The organism is Micromonospora sp. CPCC 206060 (assembly GCF_036906895.1).
In the GTDB taxonomy this organism is placed as follows: domain Bacteria; phylum Actinomycetota; class Actinomycetes; order Mycobacteriales; family Micromonosporaceae; genus Micromonospora.
Genome location: NZ_JBAKHU010000023.1, coordinates 16559 through 36564, shown reverse-complemented (window position 1 = coordinate 36564; position 20006 = coordinate 16559). Strand labels below are relative to the sequence as shown.

Genomic DNA, 20006 nt, shown 5'->3' with positions numbered 1-20006 from the left:
AACCTTCGGCGATTCGTTCCCCAAGTTGTGGGGGTGGCACTGAGTGTGGTCCTGGCGGTGCTGGTCGTCCGGCCCGGCACCAGCGCCGCAGAGCTGAAGAGCATGGCCGACCGGTTCGCCTTCACGGCGTACCCGCTCAACAGCGCGCCCGAAGGCGCCCGCAAGGTGCGTAACGTGGCACCCGCGTTGGGCGGACTCAGCGGCTGGATCTCCGCGGTCGGCGCCGCGGTCGGCCTGACCGACCTGCGCGGTCTCGGCCGGCCAGCCGACGCCTGCCTGGTCGACCCGCGCGACGACTCGGTGACCCTGCGCCCGGTGCCCCAGGCCGGTGGCCCCGACTACCAGCCGGTCCGGCTGACCGCCGGCGCCCTGCCCTACGACGCGACGATGGCCCCGATGGGCTGCGTGCCGGCGGACCTCGACGCCGACGGTGACCAGGACATCGTCGTCTACTACTGGGGCCGCTCACCGATCGTCTTCCTCAACACGGCCGGGCCGGCCCCGGCCGGTGCCGCCGGCACGGCGGTACCCACCGCCGCCGGGTTCCGCGCGGCCGAGCTGGTCACCCCGATGCAGCCGTGGAACTCCACGGGGCTCAACGTCGCCGACGTCGACGGGGACAGCCACCTGGACGTCCTGGTCGCCAACTACTTCCCCGACGGCGCCCGGATCCTCGACCCGAACGCCCGCGACGACCAGCGCATCGCCATGCAGCACTCGATGAACCTGGCCGCCAACGCCGGCCGCAACCAGCTCCTACTGGCCCGCCCCACCGGCCAGCCGGACACCGTACCGACCCTCACCGACGCCAGCGCGGCGATCCCGGCCCGGGCCTCGACGTCCTGGACGCTGGCCATCGGCTTCCAGGACCTCACCGGCGACCACCTGCCGGAGATCTACCTCGGCAACGACTTCGGCCCCGACCACCTGCTGGTCAACCACTCCAAGCCCGGTCAGGTACGGCTCGACGCCGTGCTCGGCGACCGGGACATGGTCACCCCGAAGTCCCAGGTGCTCGGCCGGGACTCGTTCAAGGGCATGGGTGTCACCTTCACCTACGACCGGGGCGAGACCCTGCCGATGATCGTGGTCAGCAACATCACCACGAACTTCGCCCTGCACGAGAGCAACTTCGCCTTCGTCCCCACCGGACAGGGCAGCGAGCTGCTCGACGGAAAGGTGCCCTTCACCAACCGCAGCGAACAACTCGGGCTGTCCCGCTCCGGCTGGGCCTGGGACGTCAAGTCCGGTGACTTCGACAACGACGGCGTGGACGAACTGATGCAGGCCACCGGCTTCGTCAAGGGCGACACCAACTTCTGGCCGCAGCTCCAGGAACTGGCCATGGGCAACGACGACCTGCTGCGCTTCCCGGCCACCTGGCCGCACTTCGTACCCGGCGCCGACCTCTCCGGCCACGAGCACAACCCGTTCTGGGCACGCAAGGCTGACGGCAGCTACGCCGACCTCGCCCCCGAGCTGGGCATCGACGCCCCCGACGTGTCCCGTGGCCTCTCCTTCGGCGACGTCAACGCCGACGGCCGCCTCGACGTGCTGGTCGCCAACCAGTGGGAGGACTCCCGGGTACTGCTCAACGACGGCAAGGCGGCCCCCGGGGTCGGGCTGCGGCTGGAGATGCCCGCCGGCACCGGTACCCGCCCGGCGATCGGCGCCCAGATCGAGGTCCGCGACCCGGAGGGCAGCCGCCGCGCCCAGCTCTTCCCGGCCAACGGGCACGCCGGGGTCTCCGCCGCCGAGCTGCACCTCGCCCTGCCGGCCAGCGGCAGCGTGCCGGCCACCGTCTCGTGGCGGGACGCCAACGGCGTGCACCGCGCCGAGATCACCCTCACCGCAGGGCGCCACACCGTCCTGCTCAACCCCGACGGAACGGCGGTAGTGCGATGACAACCACGGCGGAGCCCCGTAACGCCGCAGCCCTCGACCAGGCCGCCGGCCCGACGGCGCCGGCCACCCCGGCGGCCACCCCGACCTTCGTCGTCACCCCCCGGGTCAAGGCCCTGCGCCGGTTCGCCCTCTCCATCACCGTGTTCAACATCCTCGGCCACCTGTTCCTCGGCTTCGAGCAGTCCCCGATCACCCCGATCCTCAGCGTGCTGGTCAGCTACGCGGTGGCTCTGCTGATGGAGTGGCTGGACTCCCGGGCCCGCGGCCGGCGGCCCGAGTACGCGGGCGGACCCAACGAGCTGATCACCTTCCTGCTGCCCGCCCACATCGCCGGTCTGGCCTGCGGGATGCTGCTGTGGGGCAACTCGTCGCTGTGGCCGTACCTGTTCGCGGTGACCGTGGCCAACGTCAGCAAGTACGTGGTCCGGCTGCGCAGCGGCGACCGGCTGCGGCACGTGCTCAACCCGTCCAACGCCGGCATCGCGCTGACCCTGGTGATCTTCCCGTGGGTCGGGATCGCGCCGCCCTACCACTTCACCAACAACATCTCCGGCGCGGTCGACTGGCTGCTCCCGCTCGGCGTACTGATGCTCGGCACGATGCTCAACGCCAAGCTCACCCGGCGCAGCCCGCTCATCCTCGCCTGGGTCGGCGGGTTCATCGCCCAGGCCGTGCTGCGCTGGCTGATCCTGGACCACACCCTGATCGGCGCGCTGCTGCCGATCACCGGGTTCGCCTTCATCCTGTTCACCAACTACATGATCACCGACCCCGGGACCACCCCCACCCGGGTACGCGGGCAGGTCATCTTCGGCCTCACCGCCGCCGCCGTCTACGGCATCCTGGTGGTCTCCGGCATCTCCTTCGGGCTCTTCTTCGCCCTGGTGATCACCTGCATCCTGCGGGGCGCGGTGCTGCTGGCCGCCCGGTACCGCGAGCGTGCGCAGCCCACCACCGTCGGCGCCCCGGCGACAACCGCGGCGGCCGGCGGATGAACACCGAGCCGATCGCGGTCGTCGGGATCGCCTGCCGGTACCCGGACGCGACCGGCCCCGACGAACTGTGGCAGACCGTCCTGGGTCGCCGCCGGGGGTTCCGGCTCCTGCCGGAACAGCGCCTCGGCGCCGGCTACCGGGGCGACCGGGACAACCCGGACGTCACCTACGTGACCCACGCCGGCCTGCTGCGGGACTGGACCTTCGACCGGGAACGCTTCGGCATCCCCGGCCCGCTGTACCGCTCGGCCGACCACAGCCACTGGCTCGCCCTGGCCACCGCCGCCGACGTCCTCGCCGACGCCGGTCTGCACGCCGACGACCTGGACCGCGACGGAGTGGACCGGGACCGGGTCGGGGTGATCATCGGCAACTCGCTGACCGGCGAGTTCAGCCGGTCCTGGACGGTCCGCGCCCGGCTGCCGTTCCTGCGCAGCGCCGCCGCGCTGGCGATGGACCGGGCCGGGGTGGACGACGACCGGGCCGCGCTCGCCCTGGCCGAACTGGAACACCTGGTCCGGTCCACCTTCGCCGAACCGAACGACGAGACCCTCGCCGGGTCGCTGTCCAACACCATCGCCGGCCGGATCTGCAACCACTTCGATTTCCACGGCACCGGCTACACCGTCGACGGTGCCTGCTCGTCGAGCCTGCTGGCGGTGATGACGGCCTGCCGGGCGCTGCGCGACGGGGAACTCGACCTCGCCGTCGCCGGCGGCGTGGACCTGAGCCTCGACCCGCTGGAACTGGTCGGGTTCGCCCGGGTCGGCGCGCTGGCCGTCGACGAGATGCGGGTCTACGACGCCGATCCGACCGGCTTCCTGCCCGGTGAGGGCTGCGGGATGGTCGCGCTGATGCGCGCCGAGCAGGCCGACCGGCTGGGGCTGCGCAGCTACGCCCGGATCGTCGGCTGGGGCACCTCCTCCGACGGCTCCGGCGGGCTGACCCGGCCGGCGGCGCACGGCCAGGTCAAGGCGCTGCGCCGGGCGTACGCGATGGCCGGCCTCGACCCGGCGACGGTCGGCCTGGTGGAGGGGCACGGCACTGGGACCGCGGTCGGTGACCGGGTGGAACTGGAGACCCTGCGGGAGGTGCTGGCCGCGGCGGACCGCGCCGCCCCGGCCGCGCTGGGCAGCATCAAGGCCAACATCGGGCACACCAAGGCCGCCGCCGGGGTGGCCGGTCTGATCAAGGCGGCGCTCGCCGTGCACCACCGGGTCCTGCCGCCGACCACCGGCTGCGACGACCCGCACGGACTGCTGCGCGACCCGGGTACCCCGGTGCAGGTGCTCGCCGAGCCCCGGGAGTGGACCGGCCCGGACACCATCGCCGCCGTGTCGTCGATGGGCTTCGGTGGTATCAACTCGCACGTGGTACTGGCCGGGGCGGACCCCGGCCGTCCGGCGACCCCGGCCGCGACCCTCGCCCGGCTCGCCGCGCCGCTGCCCGAGTACGACATCGTGCTCCTCGGCGCGGCCGACCGGGCGGGCCTGGACCAGCGGCTCGGCGCCGTCGCCGAGCAGGCCGGGCGGTTGAGCCGGGCCGAACTGCACGACCTCGCCGTCACCTGTCACGCCCCGGGCGCCGACGACGCCTACCGGGCCGCCCTGATCGCGGCCCGGCCCACCCAGCTCGCCGAGGCGGCCGGACGGGCCCGGGAGCTGCTGGCCGAACTGGACGGCCCGTTCGCGCTCGACGAGCGCACCGGCGCGGTCGTCGCCCGTGGCGCGGCGCCCCGGGTGGGCCTGCTCTTCCCCGGCCAGGCCGCCCCGGTCCGCGCCGACCTGCCCGACTGGGCCCGCCGGCTCGACGTGCCGGCGTTCCCCGACGGGCTGGTGGTCCGCGACGGTGAGGTGGCGACCGACCAGGCCCAACCGGCGGTGGTCCGGTCCAGCCTCGCCGGTGTGGCGTGGCTCGACGCGCTGAACTGCCGACCGGTCGCCGCCACCGGGCACAGCCTCGGTGAGATCAGCGCCCTGGTCTGGGCCGGCGCGCTCTCCGCCGCCGACGGACTGGCCCTGGCCGCCGTCCGGGGTCGGCTGATGACCGAACACGGCGCCCCGGGCAGCACGATGGCCAGCCTGGGCACCGGCGTCGAGCACGCCCGGCAGCTGATCGGCGACTCGGCGGTGGTGGTGGCCGGGCACAACGGGCTGCGGCAGACCACCATCGCCGGCGACGTCGACGAGGTGCGCGACGTGCTGGCCCGGGCCGCCGCCGAAGGGGTCGTCGGCCGCCAGATCCCCGTCTCGCACGGCTTCCACAGCCCGGCCATGGAGCCGGTACGCGAGCCGCTGCGTGCCGCGCTGCGGGACCTCACGTTCGGTGAACCAGCCCGGCCGGTGGTCTCCACCACCACCGGTGCGCCGCTGCCCGCCGGCACCGACCTGACCGGCCTGCTGGTCGACCAGCTCACCCGGCCGGTGGAGTTCCTCGCCGCGGTGACCCACCTGGCCGCGGAGTGCGACCTGCTCGTGGAGGTCGGTCCGGGCACCATCCTCGCCGGCCTGGCCGCCGACTGCGGGGTCACCGTGCCGGCGGTCAGCCTCGACTGCGGCGGGCCGCAGCGGCGGCACGCCTGGGCCACCGCCGTGCTCGCCGCCACCGGCGCGGCCGACCCGGCACCGTTCTTCACCGAGCGACCGGCCCGGCCGATGCGGCCCGGTCAGCCGATCGCCCTGCTGGAGAACCAGTGCGAGACGCTGCCCTCGGTGACGCTGCCGGCCGGTGCCGCCGTGCTCTCCACCCGGGAGCACGCTCTCGCGCCCGTCGGTGCGACCGTCCCCGCCGGCGGCGACCCGTTGGGCGCCCTGCGCCTGCACCTGTCGCGGGTGCTGGAACTGCCGATCGACGGCATCCGGCCGGACGCCAGCCTCCTCGGTGACCTACATCTGAACTCGTTGCAGGTGGTGCAGACCTTCGCCGAACTGGCCGGCTCGCTGGGCAAGGTCCCGGGCCAGCCGCCCGCCGAACTGGCCGGTGCCACCGTCGGGCGGGCCGCCGAACTGCTGGCCGACCTGCCCGAAGCGGCCGGGGAGAGCGACACCGTGGAGGGGGTACGCCCCGACGTGCGGGTCTTCGCGCACACCTGGGTGCCGTACCGGCCCGGCCCGGCCCGTACCCCGGTGAGCTGGCAGGTGCACGCCCCGGAGGGACACTGGCTGACGGAGCTGGCCGGCGCGCCGACCACCGGTGCCCGGGTCCGGCACGGGCTGGCCGTCGTCCTGCCCGACGTCGCCCCGTCCGGTGACACCGCGACCCGGATCGCCGAGCTGATGGCCCTGATCGGCACCGAACAGCCCGAACGGCTGCTGGTGGTGCACCACGACCATCCGGCCGCCGCCGCGCTGGCCCGCAGCGCCGTCGCCGAGGTGCCCGGCTGCGCGGCCACCGTCGTCGACGTACCGCCCGGACAGCAGTTGACCGACCTCGGGGTGGCCGACCACCGGGGCTACCTCGAACTGCGGATGGACCCGCAGGGCGGGATCCTGCGCTCCCAGACCACCGTGCGACCGGTGGCCGGCGGGGGGCCGCTGCCGCTGGCCGCCGGGGACGTCATCCTGGTCACCGGCGGCGTCACCGGCATCACCGCCTCGTCGGCGGCGGTGCTCGCCGAGGAGGCCGGTGCCGTGCTGGTCGTCCTCGGCCGCAGCAGCGCCGACGACCCGAAGGTCGGCGCCGGGCTGGCCCAGCTCGGCCAGCGGGTCCCCGCCCACTACGTCAGCTGCGACGTGACCGACCCACACGCGGTGCCGGCCGCGCTGGCCGCCGCCGCCGTACACGGCCCGGTGGCCGCCCTGGTGCACGGCGCGGGTGTCAACGAACCCCGCCGGATGTCCGACGTGGCGGTCGACGGGCTGCGCCGTACCCTGGCACCCAAGGTGGACGGGCTGCGGCACCTGCTCGACGCCGCCGGGGACCGGCTGAAGCTGGTCCTGGCCTACGGATCCATCATCGGCCGCTGCGGCCTGGCCGGGCAGCCGGAGTACTGCCTGGCCAACGACTGGATGCGGATCGAGGTCGAGCGCTGGGCGCAGCGGCACCCGGCCTGCCGTACCCACGTGCTGGAGTGGTCGGTCTGGGCCGACCGGGGGATGGGCGTCCGGTTGGGCGCACTCGACGGGCTGCGCCGCCAGGGCGTGGCCCCGATCGATCCGGAGCAGGGCGAGGCGGTGCTGCGGGACCTGCTCGGCGATCCGAGCGCGCCGGTGACCGTCCTGGTGACCAGCCGGTTCCCGGCGACCCCGGCGTTGACCACGCCCACGGTCGCGGCCACCGGGACGCTGCGCTTCGCCGAGGAGCGGCACGACCTGCTGCCGTCGGTGGAGGTGGTGCTGGAGAGCAGCCTCACCGTCGGCTCCGACCCGTATCTCGCCGACCACCGCCTGGACGGCACCGCCGTCTTCCCCGCCGTGCTCGGTCTGGAGGCGATGGCCCAGGCCACCGCCACCCTGCGGGGCGGCCGGGAGGTCTGGTCGCTGCGCGACGCCGCGTTCACCGCGCCGATCACCGTACCGGAGCGGGCGGCCCGGACCCTGCGCTGCGCCGCGCTCGGCGCCGCGCACGACCCGGACGAGGTCGAGGTGGTACTCCGTGACGACAGCGACGGCTTCGCCGGTACCCGCTTCCAGGCCACGGTCGCCCCGGCCCCCGAGCCACCGGCGCCGATCGGGGCGCGTACCCCGGTCAGCGCGGTGGACCGACCGCACCCGTTCTACGGGCCGGTGCTGTTCCACGAGGGCCGGTTCCAGCGGCTGACCAGCTACGAGTGGCTCTCCGCGTTCACCGTGCGGGCCTGGGTCGACAGTGATCCCGCCGCCCGCTGGTTCTCCGAGTTCCACGGCCAGGAGTTGCTGCTCGGCGATCCGGGGGTGCTGGACGCCAGCATCCACGTCCTGCTGGCCTGCGTCCCGCACCGTCGGGCGCTGCCGGTCGCGGTCGAGCGGTTCACCGTCTGGCGCCCGGTCGCCGGGCCGGTACTGGTCAGCGCGACGGAACGGTCGCACACCGCCGGTGAGTACGTCTTCGACGTGGATCTGCACGACCCCGACGGCCGGCCGGTGGCCACCTGGACCGGGTTGCGTCTGCGGGCGGCCGGCCCGCACCGCAACGACCCGCTGCCGTTCGCGGCGATGGGACCCTCGCTGGCCCGGCGGCTCATCGAGTGCGAGGTGGCCGACGACATCGACATCTGGTCGTTGCCGGGCGCCGCAGCCGGTCCGGCCCGGACCGTACCGGGCTGGTCGGGACCGGTGGCCACGTACCGGACCGGGTGGGGCACGATCGGCGCCCGGGCACCCCGGCCGGTGGCCTTCGACTGGCGGCTGTCCGGCCCGTCCACAGGGGACACCGACCCGGCGCCGGACCGGCTCGCCCGCGACATCGCCGACAAGACCGGCGAGCCGGTCGAGGTGGCGGTGCTGCGGGTCCAGGTGGCGGAGGCCGCCCTGCGTCGGCTGCCGAAGCGGCCCGTCACCCAGCCGCTGCGTCTGGACCAGGTGGTCGAACCGGGTCTGGTCGTGGTGCGCAGCAACGGTACCCAGGTGCTGGTCGCCCGGGTCGCGGTGGCCGGCGGACCGGCCCCGGTGACGGTGGCCGTGGCGATCGATGGAGGGCAGCGATGACCACCCCCGTGTACCACTACCGTCACCTGGTCACGTTCGACGAGACCAATCTGGTGGGCAACGTCTACTTCGCCCACTACCTGCACTGGCAGGGCCACTGCCGGGAACGGTTCCTGCTCGACCACGCGCCGGGAGTACTCAAGGCCGTGCAGTCGGGGGAGTTGGCCCTGGTCACCGTCTCCTGCGCGATGGACTACTACGCCGAGTCGTTCGGGCTCGATGTCATCGATGTCGGCATGACGTTGCGTGGGAAGGGCGCCAACCGGGTCGAGATGGATTTCCAGTTCTGCCGTGACGACGTCACCGTGGCCATCGGCCGGCAGACCGTGGCCTGTATGCGGCGGGACGGGGATCGTACGGTGCCGGCACCCGTACCGGAGGAACTGGCCCGGGCGGTGGAGATGTTCGCACCGTGACCGGTCGGCCGGCCGCAGCCATTTCCTATAGCGGCCCGGTCGCCACCGGATTCGACAGCGGCGGTGGCGCAGGTGACGTCATCTGCGCCAAACCGCAGCCGCCGTCGGTCCGTATTCTGTGGACAACTCGATAGCAGCCGGTAATCTGCACCTCGCAGGGCGTTTCCTGACCGCCACCACCTGTGGTTAACTGGCTATACCTTTTGCCACCGCAAGCGGTGCGGCCCGGATCCGTGGGATCGGGGCCTTTCGCTGTCTAGAGCGAGGAGGGCAGGTGTCGCACCATCGGTCGCGGCCGATCTGCCGCCTCGTGCCGGGCACGTCCCCCCGCCTCCCCGCCCCGGGCCGGTGCATCCGGCCCGGAGTACCGGTCGGAGCGGGTCCATCAGCACACCTGACCAACCGGTCGCCAGTGCCGGCGACGGGTTGACGCGACCGAGAAGAACGCTCGGACACCAACCGGAGGATCACTCGATGAGCACCGAGACCAACAAGTCGGCCGAGAGCGCGGGGCCGCCGTCGCCCGGCGCCGGCGGCGTAGCCGAGGCGGCACCATCTGGCGCGGGACGCGCCCTGCTCGCGGTACTCTGCCTCGCGCAGTTCATGCTGATCCTCGACGTCGCCGTGGTGGCCGTCGCCATGCCGACCATCCAGAACGAATTGGGTATCGGCGCCGCCGACATCATGTGGGTCGGCACGGCGTACGCGCTGACCTTCGGTGGCTTCCTGGTCACCGCCGGCCGGTTGGCCGATCTGTTCGGTGCCCGGCGCATGCTGCTGGCCGGTCTGGTGGTGTTCGCCCTTGGTTCGCTCGGCTGCGGGGTGGCCGAGAGCGGCTGGCTGCTCTTCGTCTCCCGTGGCGTGCAGGGCGTCGGCGCGGCGATGGTCTCGCCGGCCGCGCTGGCCATGGTCATGGTCAGCTTCGGTGAGGGCGCCGGCAAGGCCAAGGCCCTGGCCGCCTGGGGTGCGGTCTCCTCCGGCAGCGCGGTCGTCGGCCAGCTCCTCGGCGGCATCCTCACCGAGCTGGCGAGCTGGCGCATGATCTTCCTGATCAACCTGCCGTTCGCGCTGCTGGTCATCGTGGCGGTGCTGCGGCAGGTCAGCGACCAGCGGGAGCGGCAGAGCGGCAAGACCGACCTGGTCGGCGCGAGCCTCCTCACCGCCGGCATGGTGCTGCTGGTCACCGCCGCGTCGCAGGCCGGCAACGGCGGGTTCCGGCCCGTGGTGCTGCTGACCGGCCTGGCCGGCCTGGTGCTGCTGGCGGCCTTCTGGCTCGTCGAGCGCCGGGTCGCCCAGCCGATGGTGCCGCTGAGCCTGTTCCGTAACCGGCACGTCAGCCTGGGCAACGTCATCTGCTTCGCCTCGGCCGGTGCCACCATGGCCACCGTCTTCTTCGCCGCGCTGGTGATGCAGCAGGTCCTCGGTGCCTCGTCTCTGCAGGCGGGCCTGACCTTCGCCCCGGTCTCGGCGCTGATCACCGTGGCCGCCCTGAAGTCCGGTGCCGCGGTGGCCAAGTTCGGGGTGAAGAACGTGCTGCTGATCGCCGCCGCGTTCAGCGCGGTCGGCATCGTGCTGCTGGCCATGACCCCGGCCGACGGCAACTACCTGCTGCACATCGTGCCGGGTCTGGTGATCTTCGGGATCGGTGGTGGCCTCGGCTTCGCGCCGGCCATGTTCGTGGCGACCACCGGTGTCGCCCCCACCGAGCAGGGTCTGGCCTCCGGCCTGCTCTCCACCTCCCAGCAGATCGGTGGCGTGCTCTCGCTCGCGCTGCTCAACGTGGTCGTGGTGCGGATCGCGGCCGGCGGGGTGGACGGTTCGGCCGAGGCGCTGATGTCCGGCTACCGGGCCGGTTTCCTCACCGCCCTGGTGCTGCCGGTGCTGGTGGCCGTCTGCGTGCTGGCCCTGCCGAAGGGGGCGATCGCCCCGCCGCCCATGATGATGATGGGCCCGCCGCCCAAGGAGGACTGACCCTCCTGTCCGGACACACACCGGTGGGCCGTACCTGTCACGGGTGCGGCCCACCGCCATGTCCGGCTGTTGCCGATCGGGAGAGGATGGCCTGATGACCGGGATCTCTACCGCACACACCGCAGATCTGGACGCCAAGACCCGGGCCGCCGTCCGGGCGCTGCTGGAGGGGGCCTTCGACGGCGACTTCTCCGACCAGGACTGGGAGCACTCCCTGGGCGGGGTGCACGCGCTGGTCTGGGATGGCGACGAGTTGATCGGCCACGGCGCGGTGGTGCAGCGGCGGCTGCTGTACCGGGGGCGGGCGCTGCGTACCGGCTACGTCGAGGGCGTCGCGGTCCGTGCGGACCGGCGCGGGCGCGGGTACGGGGCGGCCCTGATGACGGCGCTGGAGCGGGTAATCGCGGGCGGGTACGACCTGGGGGCGTTGAGCAGCAGCGAGGAGGCGATCGGCTTCTACGCCGCCCGGGGTTGGGCGCGGTGGACCGGGCCGACCGCGGTGCTCACCCCGGACGGCGTCCAGCGCACCGTCGATGACGACGGCGGGGTCTTCGTCCTGCCCGGTGCCGAACCGTTGGAGCTGTCCGAACCGCTGGTCTGCGACTGGCGCGACGGCGACGTCTGGTGACCGGTCCTCCGTGCCGGGGCGCCAACCACGATGAGCCTGATGACTGTCGGGCATGAATATGCCGCAGAGTCATCAGGCTCGACGGGCATGGGCTGCGCCGGCCGGATGTGGCGGTGGGCGGTCGCTCAGGTGAAGACGTGCGGCGCCGGTTCCTCCTCCTCGGTGACCTCGGTGCTCAGCCGCCCGTAGCAGCGGGAGAGGCGTAGCACCGGGTCCAGCAGGGTGCTGTCCACCCGACCGTCCCGCCAGACCTCCGGCTCGACGTGCACGTGCACCACCTCGCCGACGATCAGGTTGCCGTTGCCGACGGGGTGGATCGCGGCCACCCGGCACTCCAGGTGTGCCCGCGCCTCCTGCACCCGCGGCGGTCGGACCCGGACCGAGGGCACCGGGGTCACGCCCACCTCGCCGAACTCGTCGACCTCGGCGCCGAAGTGGCTGCCGGTGCCGTCGAGCTGCTTGAGCAGGCTCTGGTCGGCGATGTTGATGACGAACTCGCCGGTGGCCCGGATGTTGCGCAGAGTGTCCTTCTCCCCGATCGAGGAGAACGCGACGTGCGGCGGGTGGTCGGCGACCAGGCTGAAGTAGGAGTACGGGGCCAGGTTCCGGTGCCCGGTCGGCGCAACGGTCGACACCCAGGCGATCGGTCTCGGCACCACCAGCGAGGTGATGAGCTGGTAGACGTCCGGCTTGCGCCAGTCGGCGGGCGCGATCTCCAGGGGCTCGGCGAGCTGACCCGGGGCGATGGGCGGCTGCGATGACATGCGGACTCCAATCAGCGGTGACCCCGGCCCGCGTCGACGGGCGACGCGGGCCGTCGGTGACTCACCGCGGCATCCGGTTGAGCCACTGGTCGCCGAACTGCATGAGCGGGCAGTACTTGGTGGCGCGCAGGTGCCGCATCTCGCGGAGCATGCTGGTGGCGTTCTGCGCGATCTTGCCGGGCTGGACCAGGGAGCGGTCGTTGCCGACCAGCACCGCAGCGAGCGTCACGTGCCGTTCCAGGTCGAGCAGGTCGGCTTCGAGTACCTCGTCCCGGGCGGCGGCCAGCTGCGGCCGGCTGACGTACATGTCGGCGTACGGCTCGGGCAGTACCCGCAACAGCTCGTCGACGGCGGCCCGGTAGCGACGGTGTTCCAGCTGCATCACCCCGGTGAGGTTGATCCGGACGAACGGCGGAGCCATGGTCGGCCGGATCACCTCCTGGTAGTACCGGGCCGGCAGGGCACCACTGTGGATCATCGCGGCGGTGAAGCCCCGGATCAGCGTGGCGGCCGAGGTGAGCGCCCGGGTCGCCGCCGCGTCGTCGCCGGCCTCCACCAGCTCGCAGGCCCGCCGCAGCTCGTCGGCGGTGTGCACGTTGAGCAGGAAGTAGAAGTGGTGGACCAGGAACCAGCGGTCCAGCCAGTCGCCGGTCGGTTCGAACCAGCTCTGCTCGGTCACCCGGCCGTTGGCCCGCTCGGCCGGTACGCCGGCCGCCGGGTCGGGCTCCGGGCGGAGCAGTTCCAGCAGGGCCGCCATGCTGGTCAGCTCGGCCAGCACGTCGTTGATCTCCAGCATGGTCAGCCGCAGGTCGGCCAGGGTGCGGAAGGTGTTGACCACGGCCTGGGCGGCCTGCTGCTCCGGGGTGAGCGCGGTGTGCCGGACCCGGAAGTAGTCCGAGTGCACCGGGACCGGGGGCGGAAGCTGCTCCGCCCCCTCGACCGGGGCCAGGGCCGCGAGCCGGCGGCCCAGCGTACCGAGACTCTCCACGGCGAACCGGAAGTGCTTGTCGACCGGGGTGCCACCACTGCGACCGATCATGTCGAGCAGGGCGCCCAGGCTCGCCTCGGCCTGGGCCCACAGCTCCCGGACAGACTGGTCGAAGCGGGGCCGTTGCCGGTTGACCGGCTCGGGGATCACCACGAGCGGAACGGCGCTGGACGGCATGACACCCGGGTCGCCCGGCATGGCAGCTCCTTCGACGTGGATGGTCGTTACCTAGCGGACGGCGGCCGGCTCGCCGCGCAGGGCGACCGGGATGGCCGAGTGGCCACGCAGCGTGGCGTTCTCCCACCAGGCCAGCTCGCCGTCGATGCGCAGCTCGGGGAAGCGGCGCAGCAGTGCCGGCAGCGCCACCCGGGCCTCGATCCGGGCCACCGCGTTGCCGAGGCAGGAGTGCGCGCCCCGACCGAAGCCCAGGTGCGGGTTGGGGGAGCGGGTCAGCACCAGGTTCTCCGGGTCGTCGAACCGGGCCGGGTCGCGGTTGGCGGCGGCCAGCACGATGATCACCATGTCGCCGCGGCGCAGCCGGCGGTCGTCGATGGTGACGTCCTCGGTGCAGACCCGGCTGACCACGTGCACCGGCCCGGAGAACCGGACCAGTTCCTCGACACCGGCGTCCACGTCGGCGAAGAACTGCGGCAGCAGCTCGGGGCGGTTCAGCAGGGTGGTCAGCGCGTTGCCCAGGAACCGGGCCGGCACCTCGAACCCGGCGTGCCAGAACGCGCGCAGCGAGTTGTTGAGCACCGCGTCGGTGTAGTCGACCTTGCTGCGGTTGGTGGCGACGAACCCGGAGATGCCCTCGGTCGGGCCGCTGGCCAGCCACCGGCCGACGAAGTCGCTGAAGTGCTGGCGGGCGGCGAGCCCGGCCTCCTCGCTGTTCGGGTCCAGGCCGGCGTCCATGCTGCGGTGCAGCTCGTCGTTGCGCTGCCGCCACTCCTCGTCGGCCTCCGGTGGCGGCATGCCGACCAGCTCGGAGATGGTGCCCAGGGTGAACGGGGTGGCGAAGTCGGTGACGAAGTTGATGCTGTCCCGGCCGGAGATGTCGTCGAGCAGCCGCTCGGCGCGCTCCTCGGCGTGCCGCTCCAGGGCGCCCAGGTCCTGCGAGCGCAGCGCGTCGATGGCGAAGTGCCGTAGCGGCGTCTGGTCCGGCGGGTCGAGGGTCTGCAGGCTCAGCAGCGGGCCAGGGGTGGGGATGCCCACCTTGCGAAAGTCCGCAGCGAACACGGCCGGGTTCTTCAGTGCCTGGAGGCAGTCGGCGTGCCGGGTCAGCACCCAGGCGCCGAGCTCGGAATGCCAGTGCACCGGATCCTCTTCCCGCAACCGCCGGTAGACGGGGTACGGGTCCCGGATGACCTCGGGGTCGAGCGGATTGAACAGCTCGTCCTGGTTGCTCACTTTCGACCTGCCTGTCTGGCCTGCCGGCCGGATACCTGCCGATGCGGGTGGTCGTGGCCCGGCACGCGAGGCGTGCCGGACCACGACGCTGCTTAGCTTCAGTGCAGGTAACGCATGGCGGGTCCCCCCTTTCGGGTCGGTGGGATCGGAAAGCCAGGGGCATATCGCGGCGTTACCTTGCTTCGCCCCTGACGACTGTTGCGAGAAAGTCTGAATTGGGTTGTGCCTGGGCGAGGCATGAGTGGATTCTTCGGCCCGGACGGAAATGGTGTCAAGGTTGCCTGACAGATATGTCGATGTCTTGAAAGTGCTGGCAGGCGGGTGTTCGCGGTTGACCGGCGGGTTAACGTATCGATGCTTCTAGCCAGCAAGATTTCCGTCAATCATCGGCTTCTTGCGCGACGCGATCGTTAGCGTGTAACCCGTGTTGATCCATCCACGTAATTGTGCCGCTGGGTCGAGAGAGGGCGGGAAGCAGTGTCGAGTGTTCGCGAACAGGTAGCAGAGCTGTCCGATGAGGAAAAGCGCGCCCTGCTGGCCCAGTTACTCGGCCAGGACGGTGACCGTGAAGGTGAGCGGCTGCTGCCGTCGCAGCGTCGCTACTGGGTGTTGCACCAGGTGTCCCCCCAGGTGCCCACCCACGTGGTCCGGGTCGTCGAGGTACGCGGCGGGCTGGACGTGGACGTGTTGAACCGGGCGCTCGACGCACTCGTCGACGCCCACGAGAGCCTGCGGACCAGCTACGTGGCAGTGGAGGGCCGGCCGGTGCGCGGGCTCGCCGAACCGGGGACCGTACGCCCCGGTGTCACCGTGCTGGACGTGGCGGACGACGCCGACGAGGTGCACCGGGTACGGGTCCGGGAGGCCGGGCGGGCGTTCGACCTGGAGACCGCGCCGCTGCTGCGGCTGTCGGTACTCCGGCGCGGCCCCGAGCACCACGAGGTGATTTTCACCGCGCACCAGATGCTCGCCGACGAGGTCACCGCAGACCTGCTGCTGGGCGAGCTGGCCGACATCTACCACGGACTGGCCACCGCCGGTACCGCGCCGGCGGTCGCCGAGCCGACGATGTCCCTGGCCGACGTGGTCCGCCACGAGCGCACCTGGCTGGGTACGCCGCAGGCGCGCCGGGAGACCGAGTTCTGGACCAAGCGGCTGGCCGCGGTGCCGACCCTGGAGCTGCCCACCGACCGTCCCCGGCCGGTGGACCGGATGCCGTCGCTCAGCGGCGCCCGGGTGACCCGGCGGCTCGACGCCGACCAGGTCGGCCTGGCCCGGCAGCTCGCCGACGCCCAGGGCACCGGCCTCTCCGAGGTCACCCTCGCCGCGCTGGTCGCGGTGCTCAGCCGGTACACCCTGGAGCAGGACATCACCGTCGGTCTGCCGGTCGACGGCCGGATCGAGTCGACGTACGCCGGGGTGCTGGCGCCGCTGGAGAACACCGTGGTGGTCCGCGCGGACCTGGGCGGCGAGCCCAGCTTCCGGCAGCTGGTCGACCGGGTGGCCGTCGCCCGCAAGGAGGCCGAGCAGCACCAGCGCCTGCCGTTCGAGCAGGTCGTGGCGCAGCTCAAGCCGGAGGCCGACTTCAGCCGGTCGCCGCTGCACCAGGTGCGTTTCGTCGACCGCAGCTCGGCCTTCGGCACCCGCGAGGTGGGTGGCGCGTCCTGGTCGGTCGCCGACGTGGACACCGGCCTGTCGGCGTTCGACCTGACCGTCTACGCCCACGACGGCGGCGACGGGTACGAGCTGGTCGGTGAGTACAACGCCGAGCTGTTCAAGCCGGAGACCGTGGAGCGGTTCCTCGGCCACCTGGCCGCGCTGCTCGGCGCGGCGCTGGCCGACCCGGACCGGCGCTGCGCCGACCTGAAGATGCTCTCCGACGCCGAGACCGACCTGGTGCTGCGGCAGTGGAACGACACCGCCGCCGAGCTGCCGGCCAGCCCGGTCCTGCACACGCTGATCGCCGAGCAGGCCGAGCGGACCCCGGACGCCTGGGCGGTGATGTCCGGCGGGCAGCGGCTCACCTACCGCGAGCTGGACAGCTGGGCCAACAAACTGGCCAACCACCTGCGCGGCCACGGGGTGGGCCCGGAGGAGCTGGTCGCGGTCATGGCGCACCGGCGGGTCAGCACCGTCGTCGGGTTCCTCGCCGCGCTCAAGGCCGGCGGCGGGTACGTGCCGGTCGACCCGGAGCAGCCGGGTGACCGGATGCGCGCGGTGATCGCCGACGCCGGAGCCCGGATCGTCATCTCCAGCGAGGCGATCGAGTCGCTGGCCGACGACCCGGCCCTGCTGCGGATCGCGCCGGAGGCCGACGAGGTGCTCGCCGGCAGCGACGCCGCCCCCGAGGTGGCCGTCGACCCGGCCAACACCGCGTACGTCATCTACACCTCCGGCTCCACCGGCCGCCCGAAGGGCGTGGTGGTCCCGCACCGGCAGATCGTCAACTCCACTCTGGCCCGCAGCGCGTTCGGCCGGGAGGCACCGGAGTCCTACGCGATCCCGGTGGCGCTCTCCTTCGACGCCTCCGCCGCCGGCCTGTACTGGACGCTGCTCACCGGTGGCCGGATCGTGCTGCCCAGCGAGGACCAGGTGCGCAACCCGGCACTGCTGGCCCGGCTGGTGCAGACCGAGCGGATCACCCACATCACCCACATGCCGTCGTACTACCAGCTGCTGCTCGCGGCCGGTGGCCGGCAGCTCATCTCGCTGAAGGACATCTCGGCCGGTGGTGACGTGTTCCCGGCGCAGCTCGCGGTGGACCACTACAAGCTGCTGCCGTGGACGAAGCTCTACAACGACTACGGCCCCACCGAGGTGACCGTCTGGGCCACCGCCCAGCTCTCCGGCGCCGAGGAGGACGGGGCGAGCGTCCCGATCGGCCGGCCGATCCAGAACACCCAGGTCTACCTGCTGGACGCCAACCTCCAGCCGGTACCGGTCGGGGTGCCCGGTGAGATCCACGTGGCCGGTGCCGGCCTGGCCCGGGGCTACCTGGGTCAGCCGGGGCTGACCGCGGACCGGTTCATCCCCAACCCGTTCGGTGCGCCGGGCGACCGGCTCTACCGCACCGGCGACCTGGCCCGCTACCTGGCTGACGGTCGGCTGGAGTTCCTCGGCCGGGTCGACACCCAGGTCAAGATCCGGGGCTTCCGGATCGAACTGGGCGAGATCGAGAACGCCCTCCAGCAGCACCCCGGCGTGACCAGCGCGGTGGTGGACCTGCGCAAGAGCCTGCCCACCGACGAGGGTTCGCTGGTGGCCTGGGTGATCCCGGCCGAGGGCGCGGACGCCCCGACCACCGCCGAGCTGACCGGTCACCTGCAGAAGCTGCTGCCCGGCTACATGATCCCCAGCGCGATCGTGACCTGCGCCGAGTTCCCGCTCAACGCGCACGGCAAGGTCGACCGGCGGGCGCTGCCCGAGCCGGAGGTCAAGGCGGTCTCGCTGCCCACCGGCGAGGTCCCCCGCCGGCGCATCGAGAAGGAGATCGCCGACGTGTTCGCCGAGGCCCTGGGCGTGGCCCGGGTCGGCCTGCACGACGACTTCTTCTCCTTCGGCGGCAGCTCGTTGCAGCTGTCCCGGGTCGGTGCCCGGCTGTCCAAGGCGTACGGCATGGAGCTGCCGCTGCACGCGCTGTTCAGCACCCCCACGGTGTCCGGTGTGGCCGCCCGGGTGGAGCTGTACGAGCGGGAGGGCTTCGAGGGCCTCAAGGCCACCCGGGACGCGGTCGACGACCTGGACCGCGAGGCCGAGCTGGACGAGACGATCACCGGCGAGGGGCTGCCGCAGGCGGACTTCTTCGCTCCGAAGGCGATCTTCCTGACCGGTGCCACCGGCTACTTCGGCGTGTTCCTGCTCGACCAGCTTATCGAGCAGACCGACGCGGACATCTACTGCCTGGTCCGGGCCCGGGATGTCGCGGGCGGCATGGCCCGGCTGAAGAGCAGCTGCGCCATGTACGAGGTGCCGTGGGACGACCGGTTCGAGCGCCGGGTCAAGGCCGTCATCGGTGACCTGGGCCGGCCGCTGTTCGGCCTGTCCCCGTCGAACTTCGACGACCTGGCCAAGGTGATCGACACGATCTACCACAACGGCGCGTTGGTGAACTTCTCGCTGCCCTACTCGGCGCTGAAGGCCCCGAACGTGGACGGCACGGTCGAGATGCTGCGGCTGGCGTCGCGGTACAAGACCAAGCAGGTGCACTTCGTCTCCACCATCGACGTGTTCATCGCCGGTCACATGAACCGGCCGTTCCTCGAGGTGGACCTGCCGGCGAAGCCCCCGCAGGTGCCGTTCAGCTACCCGCAGAGCAAGTGGGTCAGCGAGAAGATCATCATGAAGGCCCGCGAGCGGGGCCTGCCGGTGACCATCTACCGGCCGTCGATCATGATGGGTCACCCGCGTACCGGTGCCTGCCACGCGCAGAACTACGTGCTCACCGCACTGCGTGGCTTCCTGGAGTTCGGCATCCTGCCGGACTACCCGGAGTCGATGAACGCCATCACCCTGGACTACGCCAGCGCCGCGATGGTGCACGTGTCCCGGCAGGAGGCGTCGCTGGGCAACATCTACCACCTCTGGAACACCGACGCGATCCCGCACAACGCGCTGTTCCCGTGGATCAAGTCCTACGGGTACCCGTTCGAGGTCGTCGACTTCGACGAGGCGGTGCAGCTGGCCATCAACGCCGGCCCCGACCACCCGGTCTACCCGATGGTCCCGGTCCTGCTGCTCTACACCTCCGGCGACGCCGGCCTGGAGATGAGCATGGAGACCGAACAGGCCATCGACAACCGGATGGAGTGCATCAACCTGCTCGACGGCATCAAGGGCATGGGCTACGAGCCGGCCCCGCTGGACGAGAAGTACATGCACGACTGCCTGGACTTCCTCGTCCGGCACGGGCACCTCGACCCGCCGAGCGCGTTCCCGCGCAAGCGGTGACACGTACCCGGTGAACCGCCGGGCGGCCGGGCCGACACCCCCCGGCCCGGCCGCCCGGCCGCCCCACGAACCGACGTCCATCGAGGAGAGACAGATGAGCAACGACACCGTTGAGGTCACCCACGCCGTCGTGGTCAACGACGAGGAGCAGTACTCCGTGTGGTGGGCCGACCGGGACCTGCCCGCCGGCTGGCGCAAGGCCGGCTTCGAGGGCACCCGGGCCGACTGCCTGGCCCACATCGAGCAGGTCTGGAGCGACCTGCGCCCGCGCTCCCTGCGGGAGCGGATGGCCACGTCGGCCTGACCCGTCCGCGCCGGCCGGCCCCGGCCGTGGCGCTGCCCGATCCACCCTGCGCGGTGT

The 20006-nt window shown here is 72.2% G+C and carries 11 protein-coding genes; 8 read left to right on the top strand and 3 right to left on the bottom strand.

The features are described from left to right. Positions 1-33 precede the first annotated feature (33 nt). The 6 genes from V6U90_RS16485 (at position 34) to V6U90_RS16460 (ending at position 11539) form a co-directional block, all read left to right on the top strand. Positions 34-1905 (top strand): CRTAC1 family protein, encoded by a 1872-nt coding sequence (locus V6U90_RS16485; RefSeq protein WP_334436727.1) that lies wholly within the window; start codon positions 34-36, stop codon positions 1903-1905. Then, positions 1902-2900: an RnfABCDGE type electron transport complex subunit D gene (locus V6U90_RS16480; RefSeq protein WP_334436725.1), complete on the top strand. Its 999-nt coding sequence runs from the start codon at positions 1902-1904 to the stop codon at positions 2898-2900. Before V6U90_RS16485 ends, V6U90_RS16480 begins: the two co-directional genes overlap by 4 nt. Further along, complete coding sequence (locus V6U90_RS16475) at positions 2897-8524, top strand: type I polyketide synthase (RefSeq protein WP_334436723.1); 5628 nt, start codon at positions 2897-2899, stop codon at positions 8522-8524. Before V6U90_RS16480 ends, V6U90_RS16475 begins: the two co-directional genes overlap by 4 nt. After that, positions 8521-8940, top strand: coding sequence for an acyl-CoA thioesterase (locus V6U90_RS16470; RefSeq protein ID WP_334436721.1), 420 nt, complete (start codon positions 8521-8523; stop codon positions 8938-8940). The genes V6U90_RS16475 and V6U90_RS16470 overlap by 4 nt, the downstream gene beginning before the upstream one ends. 474 nt (positions 8941-9414) lie before the next feature. Next, a complete protein-coding gene (locus V6U90_RS16465) occupies positions 9415-10911 on the top strand; it encodes an MFS transporter (RefSeq protein ID WP_334436718.1) in 1497 nt (498 codons plus the stop codon). A gap of 58 nt (positions 10912-10969) precedes the next feature. Further along, positions 10970-11539: a GNAT family N-acetyltransferase gene (locus V6U90_RS16460; RefSeq protein WP_442933600.1), complete on the top strand. Its 570-nt coding sequence runs from the start codon at positions 10970-10972 to the stop codon at positions 11537-11539. A 125-nt stretch (positions 11540-11664) separates the two neighbouring features. On the opposite strand, the gene V6U90_RS16455 is transcribed toward V6U90_RS16460, so the two are convergent. The 3 genes from V6U90_RS16455 to V6U90_RS16445 all read right to left on the bottom strand — a co-directional run bounded on the left by V6U90_RS16455 (position 11665) and on the right by V6U90_RS16445 (position 14698). After that, positions 11665-12303, bottom strand: coding sequence for a flavin reductase family protein (locus V6U90_RS16455; protein WP_334436713.1), 639 nt, complete (start codon positions 12301-12303; stop codon positions 11665-11667). 61 nt (positions 12304-12364) lie between these two features. Next, positions 12365-13489: a hypothetical protein gene (locus tag V6U90_RS16450; RefSeq protein ID WP_334436711.1), complete on the bottom strand. Its 1125-nt coding sequence runs from the start codon at positions 13487-13489 to the stop codon at positions 12365-12367. A 30-nt stretch (positions 13490-13519) separates the two neighbouring features. Further along, positions 13520-14698, bottom strand: coding sequence for a cytochrome P450 (locus V6U90_RS16445; RefSeq protein ID WP_334436709.1), 1179 nt, complete (start codon positions 14696-14698; stop codon positions 13520-13522). Positions 14699-15175: 477 nt separating this feature from the next. On the opposite strand from V6U90_RS16445, the gene V6U90_RS16440 reads away from it, so the two are divergent. Both V6U90_RS16440 and V6U90_RS16435 read left to right on the top strand, forming a co-directional pair. Next, the gene (locus tag V6U90_RS16440) at positions 15176-19645 is read left to right on the top strand and encodes an amino acid adenylation domain-containing protein (protein ID WP_334436707.1); all 4470 of its coding nucleotides are present in this window, start codon (positions 15176-15178) and stop codon (positions 19643-19645) included. A 94-nt stretch (positions 19646-19739) separates the two neighbouring features. Then, positions 19740-19949 (top strand): MbtH family protein, encoded by a 210-nt coding sequence (locus V6U90_RS16435; RefSeq protein WP_334436705.1) that lies wholly within the window; start codon positions 19740-19742, stop codon positions 19947-19949. Positions 19950-20006 lie beyond the last annotated feature (57 nt).

Bases quoted from the DNA above. Each gene is read 5' to 3' on its own strand.
- V6U90_RS16460 (WP_442933600.1), top strand. From the start codon at position 10,970: ATGTCCGGCTGTTGCCGATCGGGAGAGGATGGCCTGATGACCGGGATC.
- V6U90_RS16480 (WP_334436725.1), top strand. From the start codon at position 1,902: ATGACAACCACGGCGGAGCCCCGTAACGCCGCAGCCCTCGACCAGGCC.
- V6U90_RS16470 (WP_334436721.1), top strand. From the start codon at position 8,521: ATGACCACCCCCGTGTACCACTACCGTCACCTGGTCACGTTCGACGAG.
- V6U90_RS16465 (WP_334436718.1), top strand. From the start codon at position 9,415: ATGAGCACCGAGACCAACAAGTCGGCCGAGAGCGCGGGGCCGCCGTCG.
- V6U90_RS16455 (WP_334436713.1), bottom strand. From the start codon at position 12,303: ATGTCATCGCAGCCGCCCATCGCCCCGGGTCAGCTCGCCGAGCCCCTG.
- V6U90_RS16435 (WP_334436705.1), top strand. From the start codon at position 19,740: ATGAGCAACGACACCGTTGAGGTCACCCACGCCGTCGTGGTCAACGAC.
- V6U90_RS16450 (WP_334436711.1), bottom strand. From the start codon at position 13,489: ATGCCGGGCGACCCGGGTGTCATGCCGTCCAGCGCCGTTCCGCTCGTG.
- V6U90_RS16475 (WP_334436723.1), top strand. From the start codon at position 2,897: ATGAACACCGAGCCGATCGCGGTCGTCGGGATCGCCTGCCGGTACCCG.